This window comes from Microbacterium sp. GXF0217, from assembly GCF_054798195.1.
The window spans coordinates 63,274-88,078 of the sequence record NZ_JBSJZG010000003.1 but is presented as its reverse complement, the minus strand read 5'-3'; the positions used below and the strand labels follow the sequence as shown (position 1 = coordinate 88,078).

At 70.1% G+C, this 24,805-nt stretch carries 24 protein-coding genes and 1 tRNA gene; 7 read left to right on the top strand and 18 right to left on the bottom strand.

Annotated elements, in window-relative coordinates:
* Nucleotides 1-9 precede the first annotated feature (9 nt).
* A complete protein-coding gene (locus ACWAT3_RS06625) occupies nt 10-1,614 on the top strand; it encodes an SPFH domain-containing protein (RefSeq protein WP_460796907.1) in 1,605 nt (534 codons plus the stop codon).
* 49 nt (nt 1,615-1,663) lie between these two features.
* Here ACWAT3_RS06625 and ACWAT3_RS06620 read toward each other — a convergent pair whose 3' ends face one another.
* From ACWAT3_RS06620 to ACWAT3_RS06595, 6 genes are all read right to left on the bottom strand, one after another.
* Entirely contained in the window at nt 1,664-2,398 is a 735-nt protein-coding gene (locus tag ACWAT3_RS06620) for an ABC transporter permease (RefSeq protein ID WP_460796906.1), read from the bottom strand.
* Entirely contained in the window at nt 2,395-3,156 is a 762-nt protein-coding gene (locus tag ACWAT3_RS06615) for an ABC transporter ATP-binding protein (RefSeq protein ID WP_460796904.1), read from the bottom strand. Before ACWAT3_RS06615 ends, ACWAT3_RS06620 begins: the two co-directional genes overlap by 4 nt.
* Nucleotides 3,157-3,198: 42 nt before the next feature.
* Nucleotides 3,199-3,795: a TetR/AcrR family transcriptional regulator gene (locus ACWAT3_RS06610; RefSeq protein ID WP_460796902.1), complete on the bottom strand. Its 597-nt coding sequence runs from the start codon at nt 3,793-3,795 to the stop codon at nt 3,199-3,201.
* Nucleotides 3,796-3,822: 27 nt separating this feature from the next.
* Entirely contained in the window at nt 3,823-4,581 is a 759-nt protein-coding gene (locus ACWAT3_RS06605) for an AAA family ATPase (RefSeq protein WP_460796900.1), read from the bottom strand.
* Nucleotides 4,581-6,149, bottom strand: a complete 1,569-nt coding sequence (locus tag ACWAT3_RS06600; RefSeq protein ID WP_460796898.1) for an L-serine ammonia-lyase, iron-sulfur-dependent, subunit alpha — start codon at nt 6,147-6,149, stop codon at nt 4,581-4,583. Before ACWAT3_RS06600 ends, ACWAT3_RS06605 begins: the two co-directional genes overlap by 1 nt.
* A gap of 70 nt (nt 6,150-6,219) precedes the next feature.
* A tRNA-Arg gene (locus ACWAT3_RS06595) sits at nt 6,220-6,292 on the bottom strand.
* Nucleotides 6,293-6,498: 206 nt separating this feature from the next.
* Here ACWAT3_RS06595 and msrB point away from each other — a divergent pair.
* Nucleotides 6,499-6,948, top strand: coding sequence for a peptide-methionine (R)-S-oxide reductase MsrB (gene msrB, locus ACWAT3_RS06590; RefSeq protein WP_460796896.1), 450 nt, complete (start codon nt 6,499-6,501; stop codon nt 6,946-6,948).
* 19 nt (nt 6,949-6,967) lie between these two features.
* Here msrB and ACWAT3_RS06585 read toward each other — a convergent pair whose 3' ends face one another.
* The 10 genes from ACWAT3_RS06585 to ACWAT3_RS06540 all read right to left on the bottom strand — a co-directional run bounded on the left by ACWAT3_RS06585 (nt 6,968) and on the right by ACWAT3_RS06540 (nt 14,416).
* The gene (locus ACWAT3_RS06585) at nt 6,968-7,543 is read right to left on the bottom strand and encodes an asparagine synthase (protein WP_460796894.1); all 576 of its coding nucleotides are present in this window, start codon (nt 7,541-7,543) and stop codon (nt 6,968-6,970) included.
* A 28-nt stretch (nt 7,544-7,571) separates the two neighbouring features.
* Entirely contained in the window at nt 7,572-8,261 is a 690-nt protein-coding gene (locus ACWAT3_RS06580) for a hypothetical protein (protein ID WP_460796892.1), read from the bottom strand.
* Nucleotide 8,262: 1 nt separating this feature from the next.
* Entirely contained in the window at nt 8,263-8,916 is a 654-nt protein-coding gene (locus ACWAT3_RS06575) for a GntR family transcriptional regulator (RefSeq protein WP_460796891.1), read from the bottom strand.
* 52 nt (nt 8,917-8,968) lie between these two features.
* Nucleotides 8,969-9,928 carry a GNAT family N-acetyltransferase gene (locus tag ACWAT3_RS06570; protein ID WP_460796889.1) on the bottom strand — a complete coding sequence of 320 codons (960 nt, stop codon included), beginning with the start codon at nt 9,926-9,928 and terminating at the stop codon, nt 8,969-8,971.
* 42 nt (nt 9,929-9,970) lie between these two features.
* The gene (locus tag ACWAT3_RS06565) at nt 9,971-10,840 is read right to left on the bottom strand and encodes a sulfurtransferase (protein WP_460796887.1); all 870 of its coding nucleotides are present in this window, start codon (nt 10,838-10,840) and stop codon (nt 9,971-9,973) included.
* 94 nt (nt 10,841-10,934) lie between these two features.
* Complete coding sequence (gene sufU, locus ACWAT3_RS06560) at nt 10,935-11,378, bottom strand: Fe-S cluster assembly sulfur transfer protein SufU (protein WP_460796885.1); 444 nt, start codon at nt 11,376-11,378, stop codon at nt 10,935-10,937.
* Nucleotides 11,375-12,676, bottom strand: coding sequence for a SufS family cysteine desulfurase (locus tag ACWAT3_RS06555; RefSeq protein WP_460796883.1), 1,302 nt, complete (start codon nt 12,674-12,676; stop codon nt 11,375-11,377). The genes sufU and ACWAT3_RS06555 overlap by 4 nt, the downstream gene beginning before the upstream one ends.
* Nucleotides 12,677-12,704: 28 nt before the next feature.
* Entirely contained in the window at nt 12,705-13,016 is a 312-nt protein-coding gene (locus ACWAT3_RS06550; RefSeq protein WP_460796882.1) for a DUF7882 family protein, read from the bottom strand.
* Between the two features lie 120 nt (nt 13,017-13,136).
* Nucleotides 13,137-14,039: an AraC family transcriptional regulator gene (locus ACWAT3_RS06545; RefSeq protein WP_460796880.1), complete on the bottom strand. Its 903-nt coding sequence runs from the start codon at nt 14,037-14,039 to the stop codon at nt 13,137-13,139.
* A gap of 35 nt (nt 14,040-14,074) precedes the next feature.
* Nucleotides 14,075-14,416, bottom strand: a complete 342-nt coding sequence (locus ACWAT3_RS06540) for a DUF6804 family protein (RefSeq protein WP_460796878.1) — start codon at nt 14,414-14,416, stop codon at nt 14,075-14,077.
* A 140-nt stretch (nt 14,417-14,556) separates the two neighbouring features.
* On the opposite strand from ACWAT3_RS06540, the gene helR reads away from it, so the two are divergent.
* The 5 genes from helR (at nt 14,557) to ACWAT3_RS06515 (ending at nt 23,524) form a co-directional block, all read left to right on the top strand.
* On the top strand, nt 14,557-16,704 hold the full coding sequence (gene helR, locus ACWAT3_RS06535; RefSeq protein WP_460796877.1) for an RNA polymerase recycling motor ATPase HelR: 2,148 nt from the start codon (nt 14,557-14,559) through the stop codon (nt 16,702-16,704).
* Between the two features lie 82 nt (nt 16,705-16,786).
* Nucleotides 16,787-18,124, top strand: coding sequence for a hypothetical protein (locus ACWAT3_RS06530; protein ID WP_460796875.1), 1,338 nt, complete (start codon nt 16,787-16,789; stop codon nt 18,122-18,124).
* A 7-nt stretch (nt 18,125-18,131) separates the two neighbouring features.
* Entirely contained in the window at nt 18,132-19,829 is a 1,698-nt protein-coding gene (locus ACWAT3_RS06525) for a SulP family inorganic anion transporter (protein ID WP_460796874.1), read from the top strand.
* Complete coding sequence (locus ACWAT3_RS06520) at nt 19,819-20,901, top strand: ATP-binding protein (protein ID WP_460796872.1); 1,083 nt, start codon at nt 19,819-19,821, stop codon at nt 20,899-20,901. The genes ACWAT3_RS06525 and ACWAT3_RS06520 overlap by 11 nt, the downstream gene beginning before the upstream one ends.
* 58 nt (nt 20,902-20,959) lie before the next feature.
* Nucleotides 20,960-23,524 carry a LuxR C-terminal-related transcriptional regulator gene (locus ACWAT3_RS06515; RefSeq protein ID WP_460796870.1) on the top strand — a complete coding sequence of 855 codons (2,565 nt, stop codon included), beginning with the start codon at nt 20,960-20,962 and terminating at the stop codon, nt 23,522-23,524.
* Between the two features lie 6 nt (nt 23,525-23,530).
* Here the strand turns inward: ACWAT3_RS06515 and ACWAT3_RS06510 are convergent, their stop codons facing one another.
* Both ACWAT3_RS06510 and ACWAT3_RS06505 read right to left on the bottom strand, forming a co-directional pair.
* Nucleotides 23,531-23,974 (bottom strand): DUF6325 family protein, encoded by a 444-nt coding sequence (locus tag ACWAT3_RS06510; RefSeq protein ID WP_460796868.1) that lies wholly within the window; start codon nt 23,972-23,974, stop codon nt 23,531-23,533.
* Between the two features lie 103 nt (nt 23,975-24,077).
* Nucleotides 24,078-24,740 (bottom strand): TetR/AcrR family transcriptional regulator, encoded by a 663-nt coding sequence (locus tag ACWAT3_RS06505; RefSeq protein ID WP_460796866.1) that lies wholly within the window; start codon nt 24,738-24,740, stop codon nt 24,078-24,080.
* Nucleotides 24,741-24,805 lie beyond the last annotated feature (65 nt).

Genomic DNA, 24,805 nt, shown 5'->3' with positions numbered 1-24,805 from the left:
ACATACACCATGGAGCTCGCCGGACTCGTCGGCATCCTCGTTCTCGTCGGCATCGGGGTCGTGATCCTGATCGTCTTCGCCCTGATCGCACTGCTGTTCGCACGCAGCTGGATCAAGGTCGCACGCGCCGACGAGGCGCTGGTCATCTCTGGACGCAAGCAGAAGGTGCAGCGCGCGATCGTCGCCGCCGACGGCACCAGCAGCTCGGAGATGTCCGAATCGCCCGTCACGGTCATCGTGAACGGCAAGTCCCTCGTCAACCCGATCACGCAGCGCCACGAGATCATCTCGCTGCGCTCGCGCCAGGTCTCCCTCAACGCCGAGGCCCAGTCGCTCGACAGCGTCACACTGAACGTCGACGGCGTCGCAATCGTGAAGATCGGCTCCGACCCGCTGTACGTCCGCCGCGCAGCCGAGCGCTTCGCGTCGCAGGATGCCGCGATCGAGCAGTTCACCACCGAGCAGCTCGAGGGCGCGCTGCGCGGCATCGTCGCAACGCTGTCCGTCGTCGAGCTCATGCGCGAGCGCAAGAAGTTCTCCGACCAGATCGCCGCCGACGTCTCGCAGGAGCTCGCCGAGCAGGGCCTGATCCTGGACTCCTTCCAGATCAAGGGCATCACCGACGCGGTCGGCTACATCCAGTCACTCGGCGCCCCCGAGATCCAGGCCAAGCGCCAGGCGGCCGAGATCTCGCAGACCAACGCCGACCGTGCGATCAACCAGAAGAACATCGCCAACAAGGAAGCCAACCTGATCGAGCAGACCGCGCTCGACACGAACACGGCCAACGCGGATGCTGGCATCGGCCGTGCACGCGCCGAGGCCGAGCAGGCCGAGTACCTGGCCAGGGCGCAGGCCGAGCAGGCCGTTCTCCAGCAGCAGGCCGAGAACAAGCAGGCTCAGCTCGACGCCGACGTCAAGCGCGTCGCCGACGCCCAGCGCTACGAGGCCGAGACCCGGGCGCAGGCCGAGCTCTACACCCGCGAGCGCGCCGCCGAGGCCGCAGCGATCGAGCAGGTCAAGCAGGCCGAGGCCCGCACCCGCATCGCCGAGCAGCAGGCGAAGGCCGACGAAGCCCGCGCACAGGGTGAAGCGACCGCCGCGCAGGCCAAGGCCGAGGGTGAGGCCGTGGCCCTGCGCGCTCTCGCCGAAGCCGAATCCGAAGCCCGGCGCCTGCGCGCGAGCGCAGAGGCCGACGCGATCCGCGCCGAGGGTGAAGCCCGCGCCGCTGCCGTCGAGGCCGAAGCGAAGGCCATCGCCTCCAACCAGGATGCGTTCCTCTCGCAGCGCGTGATCGACGTGCTCCCGACCATGATGGGCGAGTTCGCCAAGGGCTACGCGGCCATCGGAAACGTCTCGATCATCGGCAGCACGGGCGAGGACGGCGCCTCCAGCGTCGTCGGCGGCGACAGCGCGAAGGCACTCAAGTCCGTGTTCGACAGCGTCAGCTCGGCCACCGGCCTCGACCTCGCCGCCATCATCCAGGGCCAGGCCGTCGGTCGCGGCATCGGCGAAGGCGTCGCGCAGGCTCAGACCCCTGCCCCCGTCGCCACGGCGGCCCAGGCGAAGTCCAGCACCACCGCTCCCCCGCCGCCGCCCGCGTCGGTGGAGTGAGCATCCGAAGGCGCCGGTCGCGCATGGTCGCACCGGCGCCTTCGTCGCCCTACGGCGTCCGACGCCGCAGAGTGAGCGAGGCGAGCACGAGCGCACCGACCGCGAAGGCGACGACGATCAGCAGCGGACCGAACACATCCCACCCCGCGTCGCCGCGGGTGACGGCATTGACCGTGTCGATCGCGTAGCTCAACGGCAACCAGTCCGAGATCGCGTACAGCGCGTCGGGCATCTGATCGCGCGGCATGAACAGCCCGCCCAGAATGATCTGCGGGAACACCAGAAGCGGCATGAACTGCACCGCCTGGAACTCCGTCTGCGCGAAGGCACTGGCCAGCAGCCCGAGCGCCGTGCCGAGCAGGGCATCCACGACCGCCACCAGGCCGAGCTGCCAGAACGGGCCATCGGTATCCAGTCCGCACACCCACACCGCGAACGACACCGTCACCACCGCCTGCAGCAGCGCCATCAGTCCGAACGCGAGCGCATACCCGAGAATGAAGTCCGCCTTGCCCAGCGGCGTCGTCATCAGCCGCTCCAGCGTTCCCGATCGCCGCTCACGCAGCGTCGTGATCGACGTGATGAGGAACATCACGATGAACGGGAACAGTGCCAGGATCGCCCCGCCGAACTGATCGAACACCCCGTCCTGGTCGCTGAACAGCCAGGCGAACAGACCGACCAGCAGGCTCGGCGCGATGAGCATCAGCGCGATCGAGCGCGGATCGTGCCGCAGTTGCGTCAGCACCCGACCAGCGGTGACGACGAGCCTCCGGCCGTTCATTCGCCCGCCTCCCCTCGCGCCGCCCTGCGCGACGTCGAATGCTCCCGCTGATCGCGCTCGATCAGGGTGAGGAACGCGGCATCCGGATCCTCCGCCCCGGTGTCGGAGAGCAACTGCGCCGGCGTCGTGTCGGCGATGATCCGCCCCGCCCGCATCAGCAGCAGTCGATCGCACCGCAGCGCCTCGTCCATGACATGACTCGATACCACCATCGTCACTCCGCGATCGGCGAGCCCCCGGAACAGCCCCCACAGCTCCGCTCGCAGCACCGGGTCGAGCCCCACGGTCGGCTCGTCGAGCACGACCACCTCCGGCGAACCGAGCAGCGCCATGGCGAGGGACACCCGCGTCTCCTGACCTCCGCTGAGCGAATCGACCAGCTGCCCGGACTGCGCCCGCAACCCGACCTCGTCGATCACCCGATCGACGTCGCCGCGCGGCGCATTGAGAAGCCCGGCCAGGTACGACAGGTTCTGCCGCACGCTGAGATCTCCGTAGACGGCCGCGCCCTGCGTTCCATACGCGACACGACGCCGCAGCCTGCGCGATCCGCCCGGCTCGCCGAGCACTGTGACGTCACCGCTTGCGATCCGCTGCACGCCGACGATCGAGCGCATCAGCGTGGTCTTCCCGCATCCGGACGGTCCGAGCAGCCCGGTGATCTCGCCGCGCGGGATCGCCAGATCGACGCCGTCGAACACCTGCGTCCTGCCCCGGCGCACGCGCAGGCCCGTGATCTCGACCGCTTTATTCATCATGCGATGAATTGTTCTCCGGAGCGCCCTCCGCGTCAAGAGGATCTAGTCGAACAAGTACCGCTGCACGGTCGGGCCGATCCGCTCCACCAGTTCGTCGATGGATGCCGACGCCAGCGTCGGCAACTTCAGCACGTACCTCGTCAGCAGCAGCCCGGCGATCTGCGAGGCGACCAGGCTCGCGCGCAGCACGGCATCCGGCACGTCCAGCGCCCGCGCGATGCGGCCGATCAGCTCGCGGGAGAGGAACCCGGCCAGCATCGGCGTCGTCAGCCTGCTGCCGATCGCGGTGCGCATCAGCATGACACCACGGCGCTGCACGTCCGGGTCCTCGAACGCCTCGAGGACGTAGCGCACCAGCCGCACGCCGACCTCGTCAGCAGGACCGGCCAGAATCGCCGGAACGTCCACGTCCGGCCGCAGCGGCATCCCGACGGCCTCGGCGAAGAGGTCGGCCTTCGTCCCGAAGTAGTGGTGCACGAGCGCCGAATCCACACCGGCCCTCGCCGCGATCGAGCGGACCGTCGACCCGTCGTACCCGTGGTCGCCGAACTCGTCGACCGCGGACGCGATGATGCGCACACGCGCATCCGATCGCCCCCGCGGACGGCCGCGGCGCCTGGGTGCCGTCTGCTCGCTCATACCGGCCACCCTACGACCTCGCCGCACTCACCCGTCGAACAGGTGTCGCAGGTAACGCGGCGGCGAGTCCAGGAACGACCGCCAGTGCCTCACCAGTTCGAGGTCCTCCCACACCGCCTCGCGGATGCCCCACTCGCCGACCTCGAGGATGCGGGCGCCCGGCAGCGACGCCAGCACCGGAGAATGCGTCGCGCACAGCACCTGGCCGCCCTCGTCGACGATCCGCTGCAGCACGGTGATGAGCGTCAGCGTGGACTGGAACGACAGCGCTGCCTCCGGCTCGTCGAGACAGTAGAAGCCGGGGTCCTGGAACCGGCTGCCGAGCAGAGCGAGGAATGATTCGCCATGGCTCATCTCGTGGAACGGCACATCGGGACTGCTCATCGACGGGTTCTCTTCGAGGTACGTGTAGAACGAGTGCATCGTCTCGGCCCTGAGGAAGAAGCCCCACCGGCTGGCACCGACTCCGCGCTGCAGCCGCAGCCAGTCCGACAGCGGCGACTCGGTCGGACGCGTGCGGTGCATCGCGTTCCGCGAGCCGCCCTCCGGCGACAGCCCGTACGCGATCGCCACCCCCTCGACGATCGTGGACTTGCCGCTGCCGTTCTCGCCCACGAGGAACGTGACGCCCGGCGCGAGATCGACCCCTTCCCGCAGCACCTGGTCCACCGCCGGGATCGTGACCGGCCATCGGCCGGCGGTGACCGGCGCGTCCTCGACTGGCTGCACCGACACCACGGGCTGCTCGCGCCTGCGCCGGCTTCCCGGCGCCCAGATCGAGTCCATCAGCACTCGATGACGTTGACCGCGAGACCGCCCTCGCTGGTCTCCTTGTACTTCGTCGACATGTCCAGCCCGGTCTGCCGCATGGTCTCGACCACGGCATCCAACGAGACGTAGTGATGCCCGTCACCGCGCAGAGCGAGCCGCGCCGCTGTGACGGCGGTGGATGCCGCGATGGCGTTCCGCTCGATGCACGGGATCTGCACGAGCCCGCCGATCGGATCGCACGTGAGCCCCAGGTGGTGCTCCATCGCGATCTCGGCGGCGTTCTCGATCTGCCGGTTCGTGCCGCCCATCACGGCCGTAAGCCCGCCGGCGGCCATCGCGCACGCCGAGCCCACCTCGGCCTGGCAGCCGCCCTCCGCGCCCGAGATGGACGCGTTCGCCTTGAACAGCGACCCGAGCGCCGTCGCCGTCAGCAGGAATCGTCGGATGCCGCGGCGGCGATTGGCCTCGGCGATCGCCTTGTCATCGAGTGCGCCGGCGTCGGCGGGCTCGGTCGGCGACTGCAGCAGAGCGCTGCCGACCAGCTCGCCATGCGGCGTCACCGCGTTGCCCGATCCGAGCCCGGAGTCAGCGAGGAAGCGCCACCAGTACATCGCGACGGCGGGGAGGATGCCGGCCGCACCGTTCGTCGGCGCCGTGACGACCCGCCCGCCCGCGGCGTTCTCCTCGTTCACCGCCAGCGCGAACGCACCCAGCCACTCCCCCGGGATCTCGCGCCCGCCCTCGGCCTCCGCGGCCTCCAGCTGTGCACAGATCGCTGCGGCCCGTCGCTTCACCTTCAGGATGCCCGGCAACACGCCGTCCGCATGCAGACCGGCATCCACGCAGCCGGCCATCGCATCCCAGATGGCGTCGAGTCCGGCGGCGACCTCGGCCTCCGCGGTCGCTGAACTCGCTGCGGCCCCTGAGCTCGCCGTGGTCCCTGAGCTCGCCGTGGTCCCTGAGCTCGCCGTGGTCCCTGAGCTCGCCGAAGGGCGCAGCGCGGTCTCATTGCGCCTGGCGATCTCCGCGATGGTCAGCCCGTGCTCGTCGCACAGCTCGAGCAGCGTCGCGGCGTCGGTGTATGCGAACGGCAGCGTCGCCGCGGCGATCGGCGCCTCCTCCCCCTCGCGGCGGATGAACCCGCCGCCGACGGAGTAGTAGGTCTCCTCCGCGATGACGGCGGCATCCGCGTCGTAGGCGGTGATCGTCATGGCGTTCGGATGCGCGGGCAGGCGCGTCCGCGGGGCGAACACGACGTCATCGGCCTGGAAGGCGATCGGAGTCGTGCCGCCGAGCAGCAGTGGCTCGCCCTCGGGGTACGCGGCCCAGGCCTGCCGCACCTCTGCCGGATCGCACGTCTCGGGGCTCAGCCCGCGGAGGCCTGCGACGACGGCATCCGGTGTGCCGTGCCCGATGCCCGTCGCCCCGAGGGATCCGTACAGCGTGCACGTGACGCGAGCCACGGCATCCGTCGGGGCGCGGCCGACGAAATCCAGCGCCGCGCGCATCGGCCCGACGGTGTGCGAGCTCGACGGCCCCACGCCGATGGAGAAGAGGTCGAAAGCCGAGACGTAGGCGGTCACTTTTCCAGGCTACGCCGAAAAACCCCCGCAGCTTTCGCGACGGGGGTTTCGGTACTGTCTCAACACAGTGTGCGCCCGAAGGGACTCGAACCCCTAACCTTCTGATCCGTAGTCAGATGCTCTATCCATTGAGCTACGGGCGCATGGCCTGTTCCGCAGAACGCTTTCCGGGCCGTCGTCAAGAATACATGAGGATGCACGCCGGAGCGAATCGAGCGGACATCACGCCCTGATCCCCCGAGCAGCGCGCAAGTCACAGCGCGCTCCCAGGCTCGCGGGACCAAAACCCGCCGACCCGCTGTTGACCCTGAAGACGGCGCAGCCAGCGACGTCGGACAAGGAGAGCATCATGTCGCACGAGTACCGCAAGACCGACGAGGCGCTGAGCGCGCTGACCGATGACCAGTTCCGCGTCACCCAGAAGGACGGCACGGAGCCCGCCTTCCGCAACGCCTACTGGGACCACCATGAGGCGGGCATCTACGTGGACGTCGTCTCCGGACAGCCGCTGTTCTCCTCGTCCGACAAGTTCGACAGCGGAACGGGCTGGCCGAGCTTCACCCGTCCGATCGGCGCCGATGCCGTGACGACCCGCACAGATCGAAGCCTGTGGTCGGAGCGCACCGAGGTGCGCTCGTCCGGAGCGGACAGCCACCTCGGCCACGTCTTCCCCGACGGACCGTCCGCCGCCGGCGGACTGCGCTACTGCATGAATTCGGCGGCGCTGCGCTTCGTGCCCGTCGCCCGGTTGGATGCCGAGGGCTACGGCGAGTTCCGCAGCCTGTTCGACGAGGCCTGAGCACCCCCGCGGGCGCGGGTCACGCGGACGCCGGATCCGCCTCTGACTCGCGCTTGCGGCGCGCGCGCTGCTCGGATGAGAGCGCCTGCAGGTCGACGAGGCGCAGCGCCTGCATCCGCGCCTCGCGCATCGTGTCGTAATCCGGGTCCTGATCGGGCCGCATCCCCTCGACGCGCAGGCGTCGATCGAGGTTGTGCCGCACGTCCGCCCAGGCGGCCGATCGGGCCTCCTCGACCAGAGCGAGCATCTTCTGGTCGTCCTCGGCCATCGCCCTCAGCCGGGTGGCGACACCGGTCGACTGCCGCGCGCGACGGCGCAGGTTGCGCACATCGCGGTCGCGGTAGTCGTGCGTCCCCGAGGGATCGGAGTGCCGGCCGCGGGCGCGCTTGCGCAGCTGGGTGACCAGCACCGCGGCATCCTCGGATTCCTTCGCCATCGCGAGCAGCGACTCGCGGGCATCCTGCAGGTAGCGCTCCGTGTCGAACACCCCGCCCTGCGCGATCGTGCCGACGAGGATGTGGTTCTTGACCGCCAACCGGGTCGCGGCCGTCGCGATCGCCACGCCTTCTGCGATGGCATCCGCTGTCCGACCCACGTCGACCTCCCTCCTGAAATCGTACCGGTCAGCGGACGACGCCGACCCAGATGGCCGATGCCCAGACCTGCTGATCCGCATCGCACCCGACCGTGCCGGCGTATCCGCGCACCAGGGCCATGCAGTTGGCCAGGAACTCCGGATCCCCGCCGAACAGGCGGTGGTACCCGTCGGAGTCGTTCAGCGCTCCCCACACCCGGAACTGGTGGATGTGCGCGAGCTCATGCGCCATGGCCCAGTTCAACCGACTCTCGCTCCAGGACGCCACATCGGACCGGTACTTGATGTAGCCGTTGCTGTTCGCACAGGCCGCAGCCGTGCCCCCGGCGCAGGACGAGGACTCCTCCAGGCCGACGTCGCCGCCGCCGACCAGATCCAGCGCCGCCCGCACACGCGCATAGCCGTCCGCCCCGGATGCCTGGGCAGAGGATGCCGTCCACACGCGCTGCCCCCGCGGCGGATCGGCCGGGCGATCGGCAGCGTGCGCCGCCGCGGCGGCTTCGTGCTCGGCGATCACCGCGCGCTCGGCGATCGCGGCGCGCTCGCGGATTTCCTCGGCTGCGGCCCCGAGCTGCGCCGAGCGCACCGCGGCGTGGAGCCCGTGCCCGGCAGGGCGGTCCTGCGTCGAGAGCACGAAGCCGGTCGCGCCAACCACGAGCAGCAGCACGCCGAGCACGCACAGGGCGAGCGGCACGACGCGCCATCCGACCTGTCGCATGTCAGTCGACGGCCCGGCTGGTCGCGCGCAGGCGGAGCTCGGCGGCTTCCCTGCCTCTCGCGAGATGCTGCGGCACCAGCTCGCGCAGCAGTGCGACGTCGCGCGCCGCGATCGCGTCGTAGAGGCTCACGTGCTCGTTCAGCATCCCCTCCAGATCCTCGTACTGCCCGAACAGCCACCGCAACCGCGTGGTGAAGAGATCGACGAGCTCGCGGAGCATCTCGTTGCCCGCCATGGTCGAGGCGATCTCGTGGAACTCGCCGGCGGCGGCGCGGGCGGCGATGACGTCCCCCTCCGCGGCGGCTGCTCGCTCACGGCCGAGGACCGCGTGAAGTCGCGCGAGGTCCTCGTCGTCGTGGCGCTCGGCGGCGAACGCGAAGATCAGCGTCTCGATCGCCTCGCGCACCTCGGCGAAATCCTGGATGTCGCGCTGGGTGAATTCCCGTACGACGGCCCAGCTCCGAGGGCGGGCGACGACGATGCCCTCCCCGACGAGCGCGCGGATGGCCTCGCGCACGGGAAGGCGGGAGACGTTCAGCTCGGCGGCGATGTCGCGCTCGACGAGACGCGAGCCGGGGGCACGTCGGCCGAGCATGATGTCGTCCCGCAGCAGGCGCGTCACACGCGCCGACTCGAGCTCAGCGCCCCCTGTCATGCATGGATTCTCCCACCGGATCGGACATCGCACCACTCTGGTATCCCAGAGCTCAGAGGGTGGCGACGACCAGCTCCTGGATCCGCCGGTATCCGAGCTGCTCGTACAACGCGACCGCGGGGGTGTTGCCGCCGAACACGTGCAGCCCGAGGGATGCCGCGCCCATCCTCCGCGTCTCCCGCTCCGCCGCGTGCATGAGCGCTCGGCCGTATCCGCGGCGCTGGTGAGGCGGATGCACGGCGATGTCGAGAATGAAGCCGTGCGGCGCGCCCGCCCGCATGCGCCGGCTCAGCCAGAGCACCCCGACCTCCTCGCCATCGACCGCCGCGGTGAACAGCTCCTGCCCGTCGGTGTCGACGCCATCGGGCAGCTCGACGCGGAACTGCCGCTGCGCCTCCGCCAGCGCGTCGTCGGCGGAGATCCGCCCGGTGGCGGCGAGCTCCTCGGCGAAGCCCCGCTCCGCGTCGGCGGCGAACCGCTCGAAGCGCTCCCGCGACATCGGCGCCACCTCGACGCGCTCGTCCGCACTATCGCGCTCGTCCGCGCCATCGCGCTCCGGCAGCGGATCGAGCAGCATCTGGATCGACGACACCTCGAATCCGCGCCCGTCCAGCAGGTTCCGCGTCTCGTCATCGCCCCGGTGGACGTCGGCCGAGAGCGTGACCGCCCCCGTGTCGCGCGCCAGGGCCTGGACGAGCGTCACGACATCGTCACGTTCGTCTCGATCCAGCTCCCGATCGACGTAGACGTCGATGAGGAACGCGCGCTCCCCAGGCAGACTCAGCCACACCGTCCCCGCCTCGACGTCGTCGATCAGGATGCCGAGCACCGCAGAGGCGCTGATGCCGACGCCCTGCGGGAACATCTGCGCGATGATCGCGTCGGCGTGATCATCGGCATCCGTTCCAGGGCGCAGCCCGGAGCCCCGAAGGCGACGGACGAGGCGCGCGCGCACCGCCTCGCGCCAGGAGTCGAATCGATCGGCGGGCAGAGGCTCAAGGCGAACGGTCACGGAATCCATCCTGCGCCCTGCGAGGGCAGAGCGTTGACCGGCTCACACTGCGGAAAGGCGTCCGTTCGGAAGGATGCCGACGGCGACCGGAAGTCCGCGGCGGTGGGACCACTCGCTCCATGACCCCGGGTACACCACCGCGCGGATGCCCGCCTGCTCGAGGGCGAGCACGGTGTGCGTCGATGCGATGCCCGAGCCGCAGTACACGGCCACCGGCACGCCCTGGCGCACTCCGGCGCCGGCGAAGACGCGCCGCAGGGCATCCGGATGCCGCAGTCGCCCGTCCCCGTCCAGCACCGCCATGGCCGGCAGGTTCACCGCGCCGGGGATGTGTCCCCCGACCGGGTCGAGCGAGCTCTGCACCCCGCTGTACTGCTCCGGCGTGCGGACATCCAGCAGGACGCCGGTGCGCGCGAACGCCTCGACGTCTTCGAGATCGATCCGTCCCGCATCCGACGCCTCCAGCACGACGTTCCCCTGTTCGGACAGCACGTCGCCGGATTCCAGCGGCAGGCCTTCGGCGACCCAGCCGCGGATGCCGCCGTCGAGCACGCGCACATCGACGCCGGCACGACGCAGCAGCCACCACAGTCTCGCCGCTGCGACTCCCCGGTTGTCGTCGTACGCGACCGCGATGTCAGAGACGTTCACGCCCCAGCCGCGTGCGGCCGCCTGCAGGTGCTCGACCGACGGAAGCGGATGCCGTCCGCGCTCGGGTTGCCCGCGGTCGGCGAGTTCGTGCTCGAGATCGACGTAGACGGCCCCTGGGAGATGCGCGCGGACGTACTCGGGGCGACCCTCCGGTCGATCCAAGCGCCAGCGCACGTCGAGGACCCGTACCACCGGACCTTCACCGTGTTCGGCGCGTCGCTGGAGATGGATCAGCTGCGCCGGGCTGACGAGATTGCTCATGGCCCCAGCATCCTGGCCGTGATGGGTGCCGTCACCGGTCCATGACATTCCGCTTCACGCGGCGCAACACGGCGTCACATCGACGCCGCGCCCGTCAGTCGAGCTTGCGCAGTGCGTCCTCCGCGGCGACCCACGCGAGCATCGCGCACTTCACCCGCGCGACGTAGCGGGAGACGCCGCCGAGGGCCGCCGCGTCCCCGAGCAGCTCGGGATCGGGGTCGATCTTGCCCCGCGAGCGCATGGCCTCGCGGAACACGTCGATGCGGCGCTCGACCTCGGCCTGCGGCATCCCCTCCACGAGTTCGGCGAACAGCGAAGCGGAGGCCTGCGAGATCGCGCAGCCGTGCCCCTCCCAGGCGACGGCCTCGATCGTGCCGTCCTCGGCGCGGTGCATCTGGAGCGTGATCTCATCGCCGCAGGTCGGGTTCACCTGATGCGACTGCGACGGCACCTGATCGCGCAGCCCGTACCCGTGCGGCGTGCGCGAGTGATCGAGGATGAGCTCCTGGTAGAGGTTCTGCAGATCGGATGAGCTCATCGGATCCTCCCGAAGAAATCGATGGCCGCTGCGACGCCGGAGACCACGGCATCCACGTCGTCGGCCGTGTTGTACAGATAGGTGCTGGCCCGCGTGGACGCGGTGACGCCGAGGCGGCGGTGCAGCGGCTGGGCGCAGTGGTGACCGACGCGCACGGCGATGCCGCGGTCGTCGAGGAACTGGCCGAGATCATGCGAGTGGATGCCGGTGACGTCGATGCTCGCGAGCCCCACGCGCGGCAGGTCGATGCGGGCGCCCAGCACGCGGACGCCGTCGATGGCGCCGAGCCCTTCGACCAGTCGCGCACCGAGTTCGGCCTCGTGCGCGGCGATCCGCGGCATCCCGATGCCCTCCAGGTAGCGCACCGCGGCGGCGAGCGCGATGGCCTGCGAGACCCGCTGCGTTCCGGCCTCGAAGCGCTGCGGCGGCGGCAGGTACTCGGCCTCGGTCGTCGAGACGGTCGTGATCATCGATCCGCCGGTGAGGAACGGCGGCATCGCCTCGAGCAGCGATCGGCGCCCGTAGAGGGCGCCGATGCCGGTCGGCCCGAGCATCTTGTGTCCGGACAGCACCGCGAAGTCGACGTCGAGCGCGTGCACGTCGACGGGCAGGTGCGGAACCGATTGGCAGGCGTCGAGCAGGAACAGTGCGCCGACCTCGTGCGCTGCGGCGACGAGGCGTTCGATCGGGTTGATCACGCCGAGCACGTTCGACACGTGCGTCACGGCGACGAGTCTGGTGCGCTCGGTGATGTACTCGTCGAGGTCGTCGAGCAGCAGCGCGCCGTCGTCGCCGACGGGGATCACCCGCAGGTTCGCCCCGGTGCGGGCGGCGAGCTCCTGCCACGGGATGAGGTTCGCGTGATGCTCCATCTCGGTCGTGACGATCTCATCGCCCCGGCCGATCCGCAGCCGCTCGGCCGCGACTCCGCCTCGGCCGATCGACGCGTTCGAGATGGCGTACGCCACGAGGTTGACTGCCTCGGTCGCGTTGGACGTCCAGACGAGCTCGCCCTCATCCGCGCCGATGAATCCGGCGACCGTCGCCCTGGCCTCCTCGAACACCTCGGTGGCTTCGGCCGCGAGCGTGTGCGCTCCGCGGTGCACGGCGGCATTGAGGTTCAGCAGGTAGTCGCGTTCGGCGTCCAGCACCGCGAGCGGGCGCTGCGACGTCGCGCCGGAGTCGAGGTAGACGAGCGGATGCCCGTTCACGGACGACCCGAGAATAGGGAAGTCCGCCTTTAGTCGGCGCACCTCGGCATCCGTCAGCGTGCTCGCGTCGATCCGGGGAGAGCTCATCCCTCTAGGATCTCACCCGCGGCTGCCCTCAGTCCCCAGATTCGAGATGCTCCTCGACGAGCGTGATCCCTCCGCTCGAATTCGCCGAATTCGCCAGGTCCGTGATCCACGTCGGACTCAACTCCGGTGCGTCAGGGTCCTCGAAGACGAAACGCAGGGGAATGGAGGGATGCAGCCAGAGCGTTGAGCGCCCGGCCGGCTCCCCCTCCGGATGCCGCCAGGAAAGCGTGAAGCTCTCGTTGCGGCGCAGTTTGGTCGCGATGACGACCTTCAGATGCGCGAGCGCGCGGTCCTCGATGAGGATCGGCTTCGCCTCGTCGCCGTAGTAGAGCTGTCCCATGAGATCACGGTAGGGTCCGGGCGGAACCGCGGCGCGCACGCAGCGCCGCAGCGTCCGTCTGCCGACGCACATGGTGCGCGGACTGTCATCATCCGCCCGCTGTCGAGGCCGTCCCCTCGCTCAGCGGTGTCGTCGAGCGATCGTTCCCGGTAGGAGGCCGTACTCCGCGCGGAAGTACGCCGCGAACCGAGAAGGGTGCGAGAACCCCCAGCGTCGGGCGATCTCCGCCACTGGATCGGTCGTCTCGATCAATTCGCGATGCGCCCCGGCGAGGCGAGCGCGTCGCAGCGCGTCGCCCGGCGCTGTGCCGAGGGCGCGCTGGAATGCGCGCTGCAACCCGCGTGTCGACATGTTCACGGCGACCGCGACATCGTCCACCGTGACGGGGAGATGTGCGTTGGCGTCGATGAACTCCAGAGCGCGGCGCACCGAGGCCGGCGCCGCCCTCGTCTGCGGCGAGCGCTCCATCGTGTCGTGGAAGGTCGTCGGGAACGCGGTGAGCGTGATGTTCAGAGCGTGGCGCTGCACCGCGGCGAGCAGCAGGCCGTCGCTCATCGCGCACGACGAGAGCGTGCCCAGGAGGTAGTCGAACGTCCGACTCCACAGCTCGCCGCTGCCGGCATCCCGTGCCGCCGCGTCATGCACGGCGAGTTCCAGACGGTCATCGCCGGAGATCTGGCGCGCCGCGCGTTGCGCCTCGTCGTGATCGAAGATCAGGGCCTGGACCGTCGCCGGTCCGTCCCAGTGCGCGGTGACGGCATCGCCGCCGGTGATCCACGCGGTGTCCGGTACGAGCGCCTTCTCCGCGGTGCCTGCCCGCGCTCCTGCCCCGCTCACCCGGCATGCGAGGAGTTGTCCGGTCGGCGCCACCGTCGAGGTCACACCCGCAGCGAGCTCGTACCGCACGACTGACAGCCCCGGGAGCGTCACCGATGTCCAGTCGAACCGGAAATCCCGCGGTTCGGCGCGCTGCAGCTGGGCGGTGGGGACGAACTGCTGCCAGGTCTCCTCAACCCGCGCCACGCTCCGGGAGCGGAACCGGAGAACGGCCTCCCCTGCTATGACTCGACCCGCCTGTTCTTGATGAGTGCGCCGGCGGTGAGGAACAACAGCGCCCCGATCACGCCGCCGACGGCCCACACCGCGTAGTCCACCTCGACCGCGACGATCGGATTCCAGAACACCGCGACAGCGAGGAAGACGATCGTCCACCACCACTGTCCGGCCTGCACCGCGAACCAGGCGACGATGAGGGCGAGGATCGCCACGACGAAGCGGACGATCGTCGCACCGAGCCCGTCAGGGACGAGCGGCGAGAGGAAGAGGGCGATCGCGGCGAGGATGCCCGGAGCGAGCGCGTTGCGCTGAAGCTGCGGCTCGGTCGGACGGGAGGCGTGCATGCTTCCAGTCTCCCAGGTGCCGGCCCTGCCCGCACTTCCAGGATACCGGAGGGGTGGGGGCTTGCGGCAAGGGCCCCTGGAGGGCGCATACTGGTCCGTCGCGCCCGCCGATACCCGGCTGGCGCCCGATCGGAGCTTGCGTGACACACCCCGTTTTCGACCTTCCGGACCGACTCGCCGCCAAGGCGGATCCGACCCTCATCCAGGACGACATCGACCACTTCGAGCGCATCGCCGCGACCCTCGACGACGCCATCGCCTCGGCATCCATGCGCCTGGATGCCGTGAGGCACGCACCGGCCGGCATCGGCGGCGCAGCGGTCGAGCGCGACCTCGAGATCCACCGGCTCAACACGCGCCTCAGCGTCCTGCGCCGGTACGGGATCGACCTGTGCCTCGGGCGCATGATTCCCGAGGACGGCCCCGCCGTCTACATCGGACGCGTCGGGCTGTCGGATGCCGCGGGCGATCCGCTCCTCGTCGACTGGCGCGCCCCCGCATCCGCCCCGTTCTTCGCGGCCAGCCATGGCGACCCGATGGGACTGATCAGCCGGCGGCGCTACCGCTGGACGGGCCGGCGCATCAGCGACTACTGGGACGAGGTGTTCACCGCCGACGGGCTCGAGAACCGAGCAGCGCTGGACGACCAGTCCGCGTTCATCGCGAGTCTCGGAGCCCGTCGCTCCCCGCGGATGCGCGACGTGCTCGCGACGATCCAGGCCGACCAGGACGCCATCATCCGCGCCGGCTCGGACGGCGCTCTCGTCGTCGACGGCGGTCCTGGCACCGGCAAGACGGTGGTCGCGCTGCACCGCGCCGCCTACCTGCTCTACGCCGAGCCGCGCATCGCTCGCGGCAGCGGCGGCGTGCTCGTCGTCGGACCGCACGAGCCCTACCTCGCCTATGTCGACGATGTGCTCCCGAGCCTCGGCGAGGACGGCGTGCAGACTTGCACGCTGCGCGATCTGGTGCCGCAGGGTGCCGCCGCAGTCACGGAACCGGACGCCCGCACGGCGGCGCTGAAGGCGGACGCTCGGCTTCTGGATGCCGTGACGAACGCTGTCAGGGCATACGAACGACCGCCGCAGCACGACCTCGTGGTCGAGACGGACTGGGCGGACATCCCGCTGACATCGGCGGACTGGGAGGATGCGTTCGATGCGGTCGAACCGGGCACCGCGCACGACGACGCCCGCCCGGGCATCTGGCGCGCACTGGTCGAGATCCTGTCGCGTCGAGCCCGCGTGCCGCAGCGGCTGCTCGCGCAGGCGCTCGCGGAGAACAGCGCTCTCGTGTCGGCACTCGATCGAGCATGGCCGCCGCTCGACCCGACCGCGCTGCTCGCGGCGCTCTGGTCGGATGCCGCCTTCCTGCGGCGCTGCGCTCCGTGGCTCGCGGATGCCGACATCGCCGCGCTCGTCCGCGCGGAGAGCACCGAGTGGACGGCCTCCGATCTGCCCCTGCTGGATGCCGCGCGCCGGCTCGTCGGCGACCCCGCAGCCGAGCGCATCAGACGCGAGCGCGCCGCGCAGCTGGCGGCCGAACGCGCCTACCGGGAGGACGTCGCGGACTACCTCATCGCCAGTTCGGACAACGACCTCGGGCTGATGTCGATGCTCCGCGGCGATGATCTGCGCAACTCGCTCGACGACGAGAGCGTCCTGCCGGAGCTCGCCGCCGATCCGCTGGCCGGGCCCTTCGCGCACATCATCGTCGACGAGGCTCAGGAGCTGACGGATGCCGAGTGGCAGATGCTGCTGGCGCGGTGCCCGTCGCGCAGCTTCACGATCGTCGGCGACCGGGCGCAGGCCAGGCACGGCTTCGCCGGCACCTGGACGGAACATCTCACGCAGGCCGGGCTGCGCGATGTGCGGGTGGCGTCCCTGACGGTGAACTACCGCACGCCCGCGGAGATCATGACCGCCGCCGAACCGGTGATCAGGGCGGCGATCCCCGACGCGAACGTCCCCACCTCGATCCGCGAGAGCGGAGTGCCGGTGCGCCATGGCATCCTGTCCGATCTGCACGGCCTGCTCGCCTCCTGGCTGGAGACGAACGAGGACGGCACCGCGGCCGTGATCGGCATCGATCCCGTGCCCACGCCTGCCCGAGTGCTCTCCCTCACCCCGGAGACCGCGAAGGGGCTGGAGTTCGACCTCGTCGTGCTGATCGCCCCTGCCGAGTGGGGCGAGGGGATCGAGGGCGCCGTCGACCGATACGTCGCGATGACCCGCTCGACCAGGGAGCTCGTCGTGCTGCAGGACGCTGCGCTCACCCCTGCGGGATGACCGCGGCGCTCGCGACGGAGCACGCACGGGCACAGTGGACCACAGACCGCCGGCGCGAGCCGCTGAGAGCGATGGGGGAAGCATGGCCACCGAGACGGACACCGCAGCACTACAGGCGAAGATCGCCGCACTCGAGGCCGAGAACACGTCGCTCCGCGCGGCGAAGCCGCGCCGGCGCCGCGTGCACGGTCGGAGTGTCATCGCCGGTGTCCTGCTCATCGTCGCCGTGCTGCTCGCTCCGATCGCCGTGCTCGGCACCTGGGCGCGCCTCCAGCTCGTCGACACGGATCGTTTCGTCGCCACCTTCGCGCCGCTCGCCGAGAACCCGCAGGTGCAGTCGTACATCTCGGATCAGGCGATGGTCGCGATCGACGAGAACCTGGACATCCAGGGCATCGTCGACGACCTCGCCGATGGCCTGACCCAGCTCGACCTGCCGCCCCGCGCGGAGAGCGCGATCCAGCTGCTCACGGTCCCCGCCGCCCAGGGCATCCACGGTGTGATCGAGAACGCCGTGAACAAGGTCGTGACCTCCGAGGTGTTCGCCGATGTCTGGGAGACGACGCTGCGCGAGACGCACTCGCGCGCGATCGCGATCATCCAGGGCCAGGAGGGCACAGCCGTGACGCTGAGCGACGACGGAACGATCGCGATCGACCTCGGCGTCGTCGTCGACAAGGTGAAGGCATACATGCTCGAGAACGGGTTCGCGTTCGCCGAGGCCATCCCCGCTGTCGAGAAGAGCATCCCCATCGCGACGGCGGAGTCGTTCGGGCTGATCCGCACCCTTTACCAGGTGGCGACGGCCGCCGGCTACTGGCTGCCGTGGATCGTGCTCGGTCTGCTCGTCGCGGGCATCGCCCTCGCGATCAAGCGCCCGCGCGCGCTGGTCGCGACCGGCGTCGGCCTCACGATCGCCTTCCTCGTGCTGCTGGCGGGGCTCGGCATCGGCAAGCAGTTCTTCATCGGCGCTGTCAGCCCGTCCGTGATGCCCGCATCGACCGCGACCGTCGTGTTCGATCAGGTCATCGAGCTGATGAACTCGACGCTCGTCGCCCTGACGGTTCTCGCTCTGCTCATCACACTCGGCGCCTGGTTCAGCGGCCCGTGGGGCCCGGCGCGCACTCTCCGCCGGATCGGACAGGATGCCCAGAACACGCTGCGGCGCAAAGCCGAGCGCTACGGCCTGAGCACCGGCGGCTTCGGGGCCTTCCTCGACAAGGCCGCGACGACCCTCCGCGTCGTCATCGTGCTCGGCGCCGTCGTGATCCTGTTCCTCTCGCGGCCGCCCACGATCGGCGGAGTCCTATGGACACTGGTCGGCGTCCTCGTGCTGCTGCTCGCCATCGAGGTGCTGCGCCGCCCCGCACCGGTGACAGAGGGCGCGGCGGACGCACCGGCCGAGCGGGCCTCGGTCTGATCGTCCGATGAGGATCCCCGCCGCAGCGCAGAGGTACCTGCGCCGCTTCGGCGGCCGCGGCACGCTGCGCAAGGACCTCGTCGCCGGCATCGCGCTGGGCGTCGAGAGCGTGCCCGATGGGCTGGCCGCCGGCGTCCTCGCCGGCGTCAGCCCCCTGTACGGCCTGAACGCGTACATGATCGGCACATTCGCCGGCGCGCTCACCACCGGTTCGGTGTTCATGAGCGTGCAGGCCACCGGGGCGATGTCGGTGATCCTCGCGGACGTGCCGGAGATGCAGGGACCGCTGGCCGCGACCGCGATCGCGACGCTCACGGTGATGGCCGGGCTCATCATGCTCGGCCTCGGACTCGCACGGCTGGGCAGCCTCGTGCGCTTCATCCCGACCGCGGTGCTGATCGGCTTCGTGAACGCGGTGGCGATCAACATCATCCTCGGCCAGCTCGACAACCTCACCGGGTTCACCAGCACGGGCGCCAATCGGCTCTTGCGCGCGCTCGACAGCGCGCTGGGCATGGCGCATTTCAGCTGGCCGTCGCTCATCGTCGGCGCGGTGACGGCGGCGATCATCCTGCTGCTGGAGCGCACCAGGATCGGCGCGCTCTCGATGGTCGTCGCGGTCGTCGTCGGTTCGGCCGCCGCCCTGCTCATGCCGAACCAGTCCGTCGCGACCGTCGGCGATCTCGCCGAAGTGACCCGTTCGCTGCCGGGCCTCTCACTGCCGGACCCGATGCTGGTGCTCTCGCTGCTGGTCCCCGCGCTCTCGCTCGCGCTCGTCGGACTCGTGCAGGGCGCGGCGATCTCCGGGTCGATCCCCAACCCGGACGGCACCTATCCGGATGCCTCCGCCGACTTCCGCGGGCAGGGCATCGCCAACATCGCGACCGGGATGCTGCAGGGCATGCCCGTCGGCGGTTCGATGTCCGCCACCTCGCTCGTGCGGGCGGCCGGGGCGAAGACGGCGCTGGCCAACCTCACCGCCGGCGTCGTGATGCTCGTGACGCTGCTCGTGTGCGGTCCGCTCATCGAGTACGTGGCCATGCCCGCTCTCGCGGCGCTGCTGATCCTCATCGGCGTCCGGACGTTCAAGTTCCACCAGATCACCATGGTGTGGCGCACCGGCACCATGCAGATCGCCGTGTTCCTGGTGACGTTCGTGCTGACGCTGCTGATCCCGCTGCAATACGCGGTGCTCGTCGGCGTCGGGCTGTCGATCGTGATGCACATCGCCCGGCAGTCCAACCGCATCCGCGTGCTGCGGTGGATGTTCGACGACGGCGGCTTCCACCCGCGCGAGGTGGCGCCGCCGTCCGAGCTGCCCGCCGGCGAGACCGTGATCCTCACCACCTACGGAAGCCTGTTCTTCGCGTCGGCGCAATCATTCCGCGCACAGCTGCCCTCCGTCACCGCAGCATCCGCCGGGGCCACCGTCGTCATCCGCCTGCGTGGGACCGAAGAGCTCGGCGTCACGTTCCTCACGATGATCCGCGACTATGCCGCCGAGCTCCGCTGCAACGGCGCCGCGCTGATGATCACGGGCGTCGAACCGAGGCTCGCGCATCAGCTCAAGGCCACCGGTGTGGGGGCGATCATCGGCGAGGACAACATCTTCCCGCTGCGGCAGCGGTTCGGCGATTCGCTCGACGAAGCGCTCGCGGCGATCGCGGCCCGCGGCAGCGAATACGATGGCGATCATGAGCGCTGAGATGCCGATCGGCACCCTTCTCGATTCGTCCGACGCCGCGTATCTGCGTGCCCCCAAGTTCAACCGCCACACGTTCTGGTGCGGTCAGAGCGGCTCGGGCAAGACCTACGCCCTCGGAGTCGTCCTCGAGCAGGTGCTGCTGCACACCCGGCTCCCGCTCGTGATCCTGGACCCCAACTCCGACTTCGTGCATCTGGACACCCCCCAGGACACCGCACCGGAGGATGCCGCGGCGCAGATCGCCGCGCGCGACATCCGGATCCTCCGTCCGGACAGTGCCGGGGAGAATCACCTCCAGGTGCGCTTCGTCGACATGGACATCCGCTCGCGTGCCGCTGTGCTGCAGCTGGACCCGGTGCTGGATGCCGAGGAGTACAGCGCGATGCTCCGCGTGGGCGCCGAGTTCGACATGGGCGACGACCGGAACCTGTCCGGATGGCTCGAGAACCACGACGACCCGATGATCCGACGCCTTGCGCTGCGGTTGCGCAATCTCGGCGTGCTCGACTGGGATATGTGGGCCTGGGGCGGTCATGACGTCACCGACGTCGTCAACGCGCTCCCCGACGCGACCGTCGTCGATCTCGGCGGATTCGACTCCGCCGCGCAGCTGCAGACCACGGCGCTGGCAATCCTCGACCGGCTGTGGGCCCAGCGGCACGAGCGCACCGGCCGCCTCGTCGTCATCGACGAGGCGCACAACCTCGCCGCCCCCGATGCCGACACGCCGCTGGCCAGGGCGCTCACCGAGCGCATTGTGCAGATCGCCGCGGAGGGCCGCAAGTACGGCATCTGGCTCCTGCTGTCGACGCAGCGTCCCTCCAAGCTGCACCCCAACGTGATCTCGCAGTGCGACAACCTCGCGCTGATGAAGATGAGCTCGACCCGCGATCTGGACGAACTCGGCCAGATCTTCGGCTTCGCTCCCTCCGAGCTGCTGGAGAGGTCCCCGCAGTTCCAGCAGGGCCAGGCGCTCTTCGCCGGCGGTTTCGCTGCCGAACCGCGACTCGTGCAGATGGGCACGCGGTTGACGCGCGAAGGCGGATCGGACGTGCCGATCGGCATCCGCTGATGACACGCGACGACACCCGGCGTCGGGTATCGTCACGCGCATTCGCAATACTGGACACATGGTTCCCCCGCCACCCTCATCGGGCCGCGTCCGCGGTGTCCGGTTCCGACCGCCTGCCCAGCAGCACGGTCACCTGCGGCGCCCCCGACTGACCGCGCAGCTGGATGCCCGCCTGGCCGAGCATTCGACGGTCCTCGTCGTGGCGCCGAGCGGGTACGGGAAGACCTCCGCCGTAGTCGAGTGGGCGACGCCTCACCTCGACCGCGTCGCCTGGCTGACGCTCGGCACGTGGGACGTCGACCGCACCCACCTGAACGTCAGCACGCTGCGGGCCCTGCAGGCACTCGCACGCGAGAGCGAACGTGCGGATCTCGCCGAGCTGCTCGGCATCCAGCCGGAGGAGATCGACGAGCGGCTCGCGTTCGACGTCGTTTCGGAGGCCCTGTCGCAGGCGACAGCGCCCGTCGTCCTCGTCGTCGATGACGCGCATCGCGCTGAGGACGAGCTGCCTGAGGGGCTGCTCGGCGCCTTCATCCGCGGCGAGTGCGAGCATCTGCAGGTGATCGTCGTCGGCACCGGCTACGTCGAGATCGCGCTGAGCCGTATCGCGCTGACGCAGTCGTCCTGCGTGCTCCTCCCCCGCGACCTGGCGTTCTCGCGCGACGAGATCACGGCGCTCTACACGACGGCGGAGACACCGGTCGACGCGGATGCCGTCCTCGCCGAGACCAGCGGCTGGCCCGTCGCGCTGCGCTTCATGCAGCTGAGCGGTGTGCGGCCGGATGCCGTCGGCAGCACCGACGAACCGCTGCTGCGGCGGTACGTCCGCGATCATGTTCTGTCGGCGCTGCCGGATGATGTGGCGGCATTCGTCCTGGACTCGTCGGTGTGCCGGCTGCTGACTCCAGGGCTCGCGTCCGCGGTCTCCGGCGTCGCCGACGGCGGAGAGCTGCTGGAGCGATGTGCCGAGATGGGGCTGTTCCTCGACCGATTCGAGACGGAGGGCGGGATCGCGTACCGGTGGCATGGTGTGGCCGCCCGGCAGTTCCGTCGACTGCTCGAGCAGCGGGATCCGCAGCGCCGGTTGGAGGTGCTGCGCATCGCTGCAGGATTCCTGCGCGACGACGATCCACTCGCGGCCGCGCAGTATCTGGTGGAAGCCGGCGATACCGACGAGGCGGTGCGCCTGGTCGCCGACCACTGGATCTCGCTCGCCGTCGGTTCCCACGCCCACGCGCTGGACGGCTGGTGCGCCGCCCTGCCAGACGGGTACGCGGACGACCCGCGGGTGCTTCTCATGCGCGCGTGCGCGCAGGACGTGGTCGGCAACCGCGACGTCGCCCGGTTGTACGCGGCACGGGCGGATTCGCGAGCCGACGGCGTGGATGCCGCGGAGTACGCGGCGATCCGGATCTGCGCGGACCTCTTCCTCATCGATGACCGAGCCGAACTCGCGCGGTCGGCCGCGCTCGTGCACGCTCGCCTCGCGAGCGCGCACAGCGGCAGCAGCGGGAGCCGGGCGGCGCTGCTCTATCTGCTCGGCTGGTCGGAGCTGCGTCACCGCACCTCGCCCGAGCTGATCGTGCAGCTGTTCTCCTCAGCAGCCGTCGAGGCGAAGGCATCCGGAAAGGACGCGCTCGAGCAGCGCGCACTGGGCCACCTCGCCTACACGCTGGCCTGGGCCGGTCAGCTCACGCGCACCGACGAGGTGCTCGCCCTCGGCGTCGAGCAGCGGGACGTGGCCGGCTGGTCCGCCTATGCGGGCGGGAGTGCGGCCACGGCATCCGGATACACGGCCTACTGGCGCGATGATCTCGAGCGCGCCCACGTCGATCTGACCCGAGCCACCCGCAGCGGGGGGTCCAATCGTTCTTTTGCGGGCATCGCGCGGATGATGCTCGCCTTGACCGCCGCTGCGACACGCGACCCGTACGCCTGCCAGCACGCGGCTCGCGAGCTGCAGTCCCTGCCGCAGACCATGCAGCAGGGCGTCTCATGGCCGGCGTTCCGGCACGCCGCCCTCGCCGCCCTCTTCGAGGCCACCGGTCGGCGCGAGCAGGCGCTCAAGATCGTCGCGCAGTACGAGGATGCCGATGACCTGCCGCTGGTCACCGTCATCCTCGCCGGCATCGCCGAGCGGATGGGGCGCCCGCAGCTCGCGCTGCACATGCTGCGCCGCATCGAACGCTACGACGCGATCTCGTACGTCCGCGTGAGCCGGCTGCTGGTCGAGGGCGTGCTGCACTGGCGCGCCGACCGGTTCTCGCAGGCACATGACGTGGTCGAGGATGCGCTCGCGATCGCCGTCGCCGAGAACCTGCGGCGTCCGTTCGCCGGCGGCGGCCTCGATGTCCGCCAGTTGCTGACGGAACAGCTCGCCTGGGGGACCACGCACGAGGAGTTCATCACCGCGTGCCTGGCGCCCAAGACCGCGAGCGGCTCGCTGCAGGTGCTCTCCGAACGCGAGCGCGAAGTGTTCGCGCAGTTGCGGACCACGCGCACCATGCACGAGATCGCGGCAGGGCTCGGCGTCTCGATCAACACGATCAAGACGCACCAGCGGGCGATCTACCGCAAGCTCGGAGTCGCCTCCCGCCGCGAGGCCGTGCGACTCTACGCCTGAGCGCGGTCAGTCGGCGTCGGCGAGCTCGGCGATCGCATTGACGACGGATGCCGGGATGCGCTCGGCGGCGATCACCGCGTTGCCGTCGTGCGCGAGCTGCTCGGCGAGATCGCGCGCCCACAGGAGCTCGAGGACCACGACCGCGACCGTGCCGCCGACGGGGATGCGCTCGGCGATCGCGGCGAGATCCTCGTCCCCGGCGAGCCCTGGCGCGTGCAGTTCGAGACCGTCGAGCGCGAAGCCGTCCAGGTCGATCTCCTCGGTCGATACGACCCCGCCACGATCGCGCGACAGGACGACGAAGTCGAGCACCCTGACGACGCCTTCGGAGACCTGAGCGGCGAGCGCGTGCAGCAGTCCCGCGGACGGCACCGCGCCGCGCAGCGAGATCACCGTGAGCTCCACCGGACCGTACTGCACGGGGGCGAGCGATGCGCCAGTGCCGATCATGAACGGGCTCCCTCCCCCCGACCGGATGCGTCTGCGAGCAGAATCGCACCCGCGAGCGCGGTGGACGCAGTGAATCATCCCGCGGGGGTGAGGGCGCGATCGATCAGCTGTGCCAGGCGCCGACCCAGTCATCCCAACCCGGCCCGCCCGAGAGCACGACGCCCTCAGCGGCCTGCGCACGCAGCCCTGTCGCGATGAGGTCGAGATAGCGCAGATGCAGGGCATCCGCCTCTCCTCTGGGCATCGGCAGCACAGGGCGCAGATGCTGGAGTAGCTGCATGGCGTCCGCGGGAGTGAAGCCGGCCGGCAGCATCCCCGTCTCCCGGTCGTGCGCGATCAGGAGTTCGAGTCCGGTCCGCAGCTCATCGGATGCCGCAGCCAACTCCGCCGGGATCGGGCCGGCAATGCGTGGGGGTCGCAGGAGCGGACCGCTCGCACCAGTGATCTGGCGGGAGAGGAACGTCGCGACACCGCCGAGATCGGTCGACGCCCCCATCTCGAGTTCGCGAGCGAGTTCGAGCGCACGGGAGGCTGCCTCGCGAACGGCGTGCAGGTGCAGCGCTTCGACCAGCGCCTCCTTGGTCGCGTATCGACGGTAGATCGACCCGATGCCGACGCCGGCATGCCGGGCGATATCCGCGATGGACGCATCGTGCCCTTGCGCCGAGAAGACCTCGCGCGCGGCCACGAGCACGGCGATGTCATTGGAGCGGGCTTCACGCTGTCGCCCCGGCAATGGGCGCTCGTCGGCTGGGGCTTCTGGCACGGGACCACTGTAACCCCGGAGCGGTGCTATTCTTATCGGAACGAACATTCCGTTCCGATAAAAGC

What these genes read in the sequence shown, in the direction of transcription:
- ACWAT3_RS06625 (WP_460796907.1), top strand. Translation starts at nt 10, where the DNA reads ATGGAGCTCGCCGGACTCGTCGGCATCCTCGTTCTCGTCGGCATCGGG.
- ACWAT3_RS06620 (WP_460796906.1), bottom strand. Translation starts at nt 2,398, where the DNA reads ATGAACGGCCGGAGGCTCGTCGTCACCGCTGGTCGGGTGCTGACGCAA.
- ACWAT3_RS06615 (WP_460796904.1), bottom strand. Translation starts at nt 3,156, where the DNA reads ATGATGAATAAAGCGGTCGAGATCACGGGCCTGCGCGTGCGCCGGGGC.
- ACWAT3_RS06610 (WP_460796902.1), bottom strand. Translation starts at nt 3,795, where the DNA reads ATGAGCGAGCAGACGGCACCCAGGCGCCGCGGCCGTCCGCGGGGGCGA.
- ACWAT3_RS06605 (WP_460796900.1), bottom strand. Translation starts at nt 4,581, where the DNA reads ATGGACTCGATCTGGGCGCCGGGAAGCCGGCGCAGGCGCGAGCAGCCC.
- msrB (WP_460796896.1), top strand. Translation starts at nt 6,499, where the DNA reads ATGTCGCACGAGTACCGCAAGACCGACGAGGCGCTGAGCGCGCTGACC.
- ACWAT3_RS06580 (WP_460796892.1), bottom strand. Translation starts at nt 8,261, where the DNA reads ATGCGACAGGTCGGATGGCGCGTCGTGCCGCTCGCCCTGTGCGTGCTC.
- ACWAT3_RS06575 (WP_460796891.1), bottom strand. Translation starts at nt 8,916, where the DNA reads ATGACAGGGGGCGCTGAGCTCGAGTCGGCGCGTGTGACGCGCCTGCTG.
- ACWAT3_RS06565 (WP_460796887.1), bottom strand. Translation starts at nt 10,840, where the DNA reads ATGAGCAATCTCGTCAGCCCGGCGCAGCTGATCCATCTCCAGCGACGC.
- sufU (WP_460796885.1), bottom strand. Translation starts at nt 11,378, where the DNA reads ATGAGCTCATCCGATCTGCAGAACCTCTACCAGGAGCTCATCCTCGAT.
- ACWAT3_RS06555 (WP_460796883.1), bottom strand. Translation starts at nt 12,676, where the DNA reads ATGAGCTCTCCCCGGATCGACGCGAGCACGCTGACGGATGCCGAGGTG.
- ACWAT3_RS06550 (WP_460796882.1), bottom strand. Translation starts at nt 13,016, where the DNA reads ATGGGACAGCTCTACTACGGCGACGAGGCGAAGCCGATCCTCATCGAG.
- ACWAT3_RS06540 (WP_460796878.1), bottom strand. Translation starts at nt 14,416, where the DNA reads ATGCACGCCTCCCGTCCGACCGAGCCGCAGCTTCAGCGCAACGCGCTC.
- ACWAT3_RS06530 (WP_460796875.1), top strand. Translation starts at nt 16,787, where the DNA reads ATGGCCACCGAGACGGACACCGCAGCACTACAGGCGAAGATCGCCGCA.
- ACWAT3_RS06525 (WP_460796874.1), top strand. Translation starts at nt 18,132, where the DNA reads ATGAGGATCCCCGCCGCAGCGCAGAGGTACCTGCGCCGCTTCGGCGGC.
- ACWAT3_RS06520 (WP_460796872.1), top strand. Translation starts at nt 19,819, where the DNA reads ATGAGCGCTGAGATGCCGATCGGCACCCTTCTCGATTCGTCCGACGCC.
- ACWAT3_RS06515 (WP_460796870.1), top strand. Translation starts at nt 20,960, where the DNA reads ATGGTTCCCCCGCCACCCTCATCGGGCCGCGTCCGCGGTGTCCGGTTC.
- ACWAT3_RS06510 (WP_460796868.1), bottom strand. Translation starts at nt 23,974, where the DNA reads ATGATCGGCACTGGCGCATCGCTCGCCCCCGTGCAGTACGGTCCGGTG.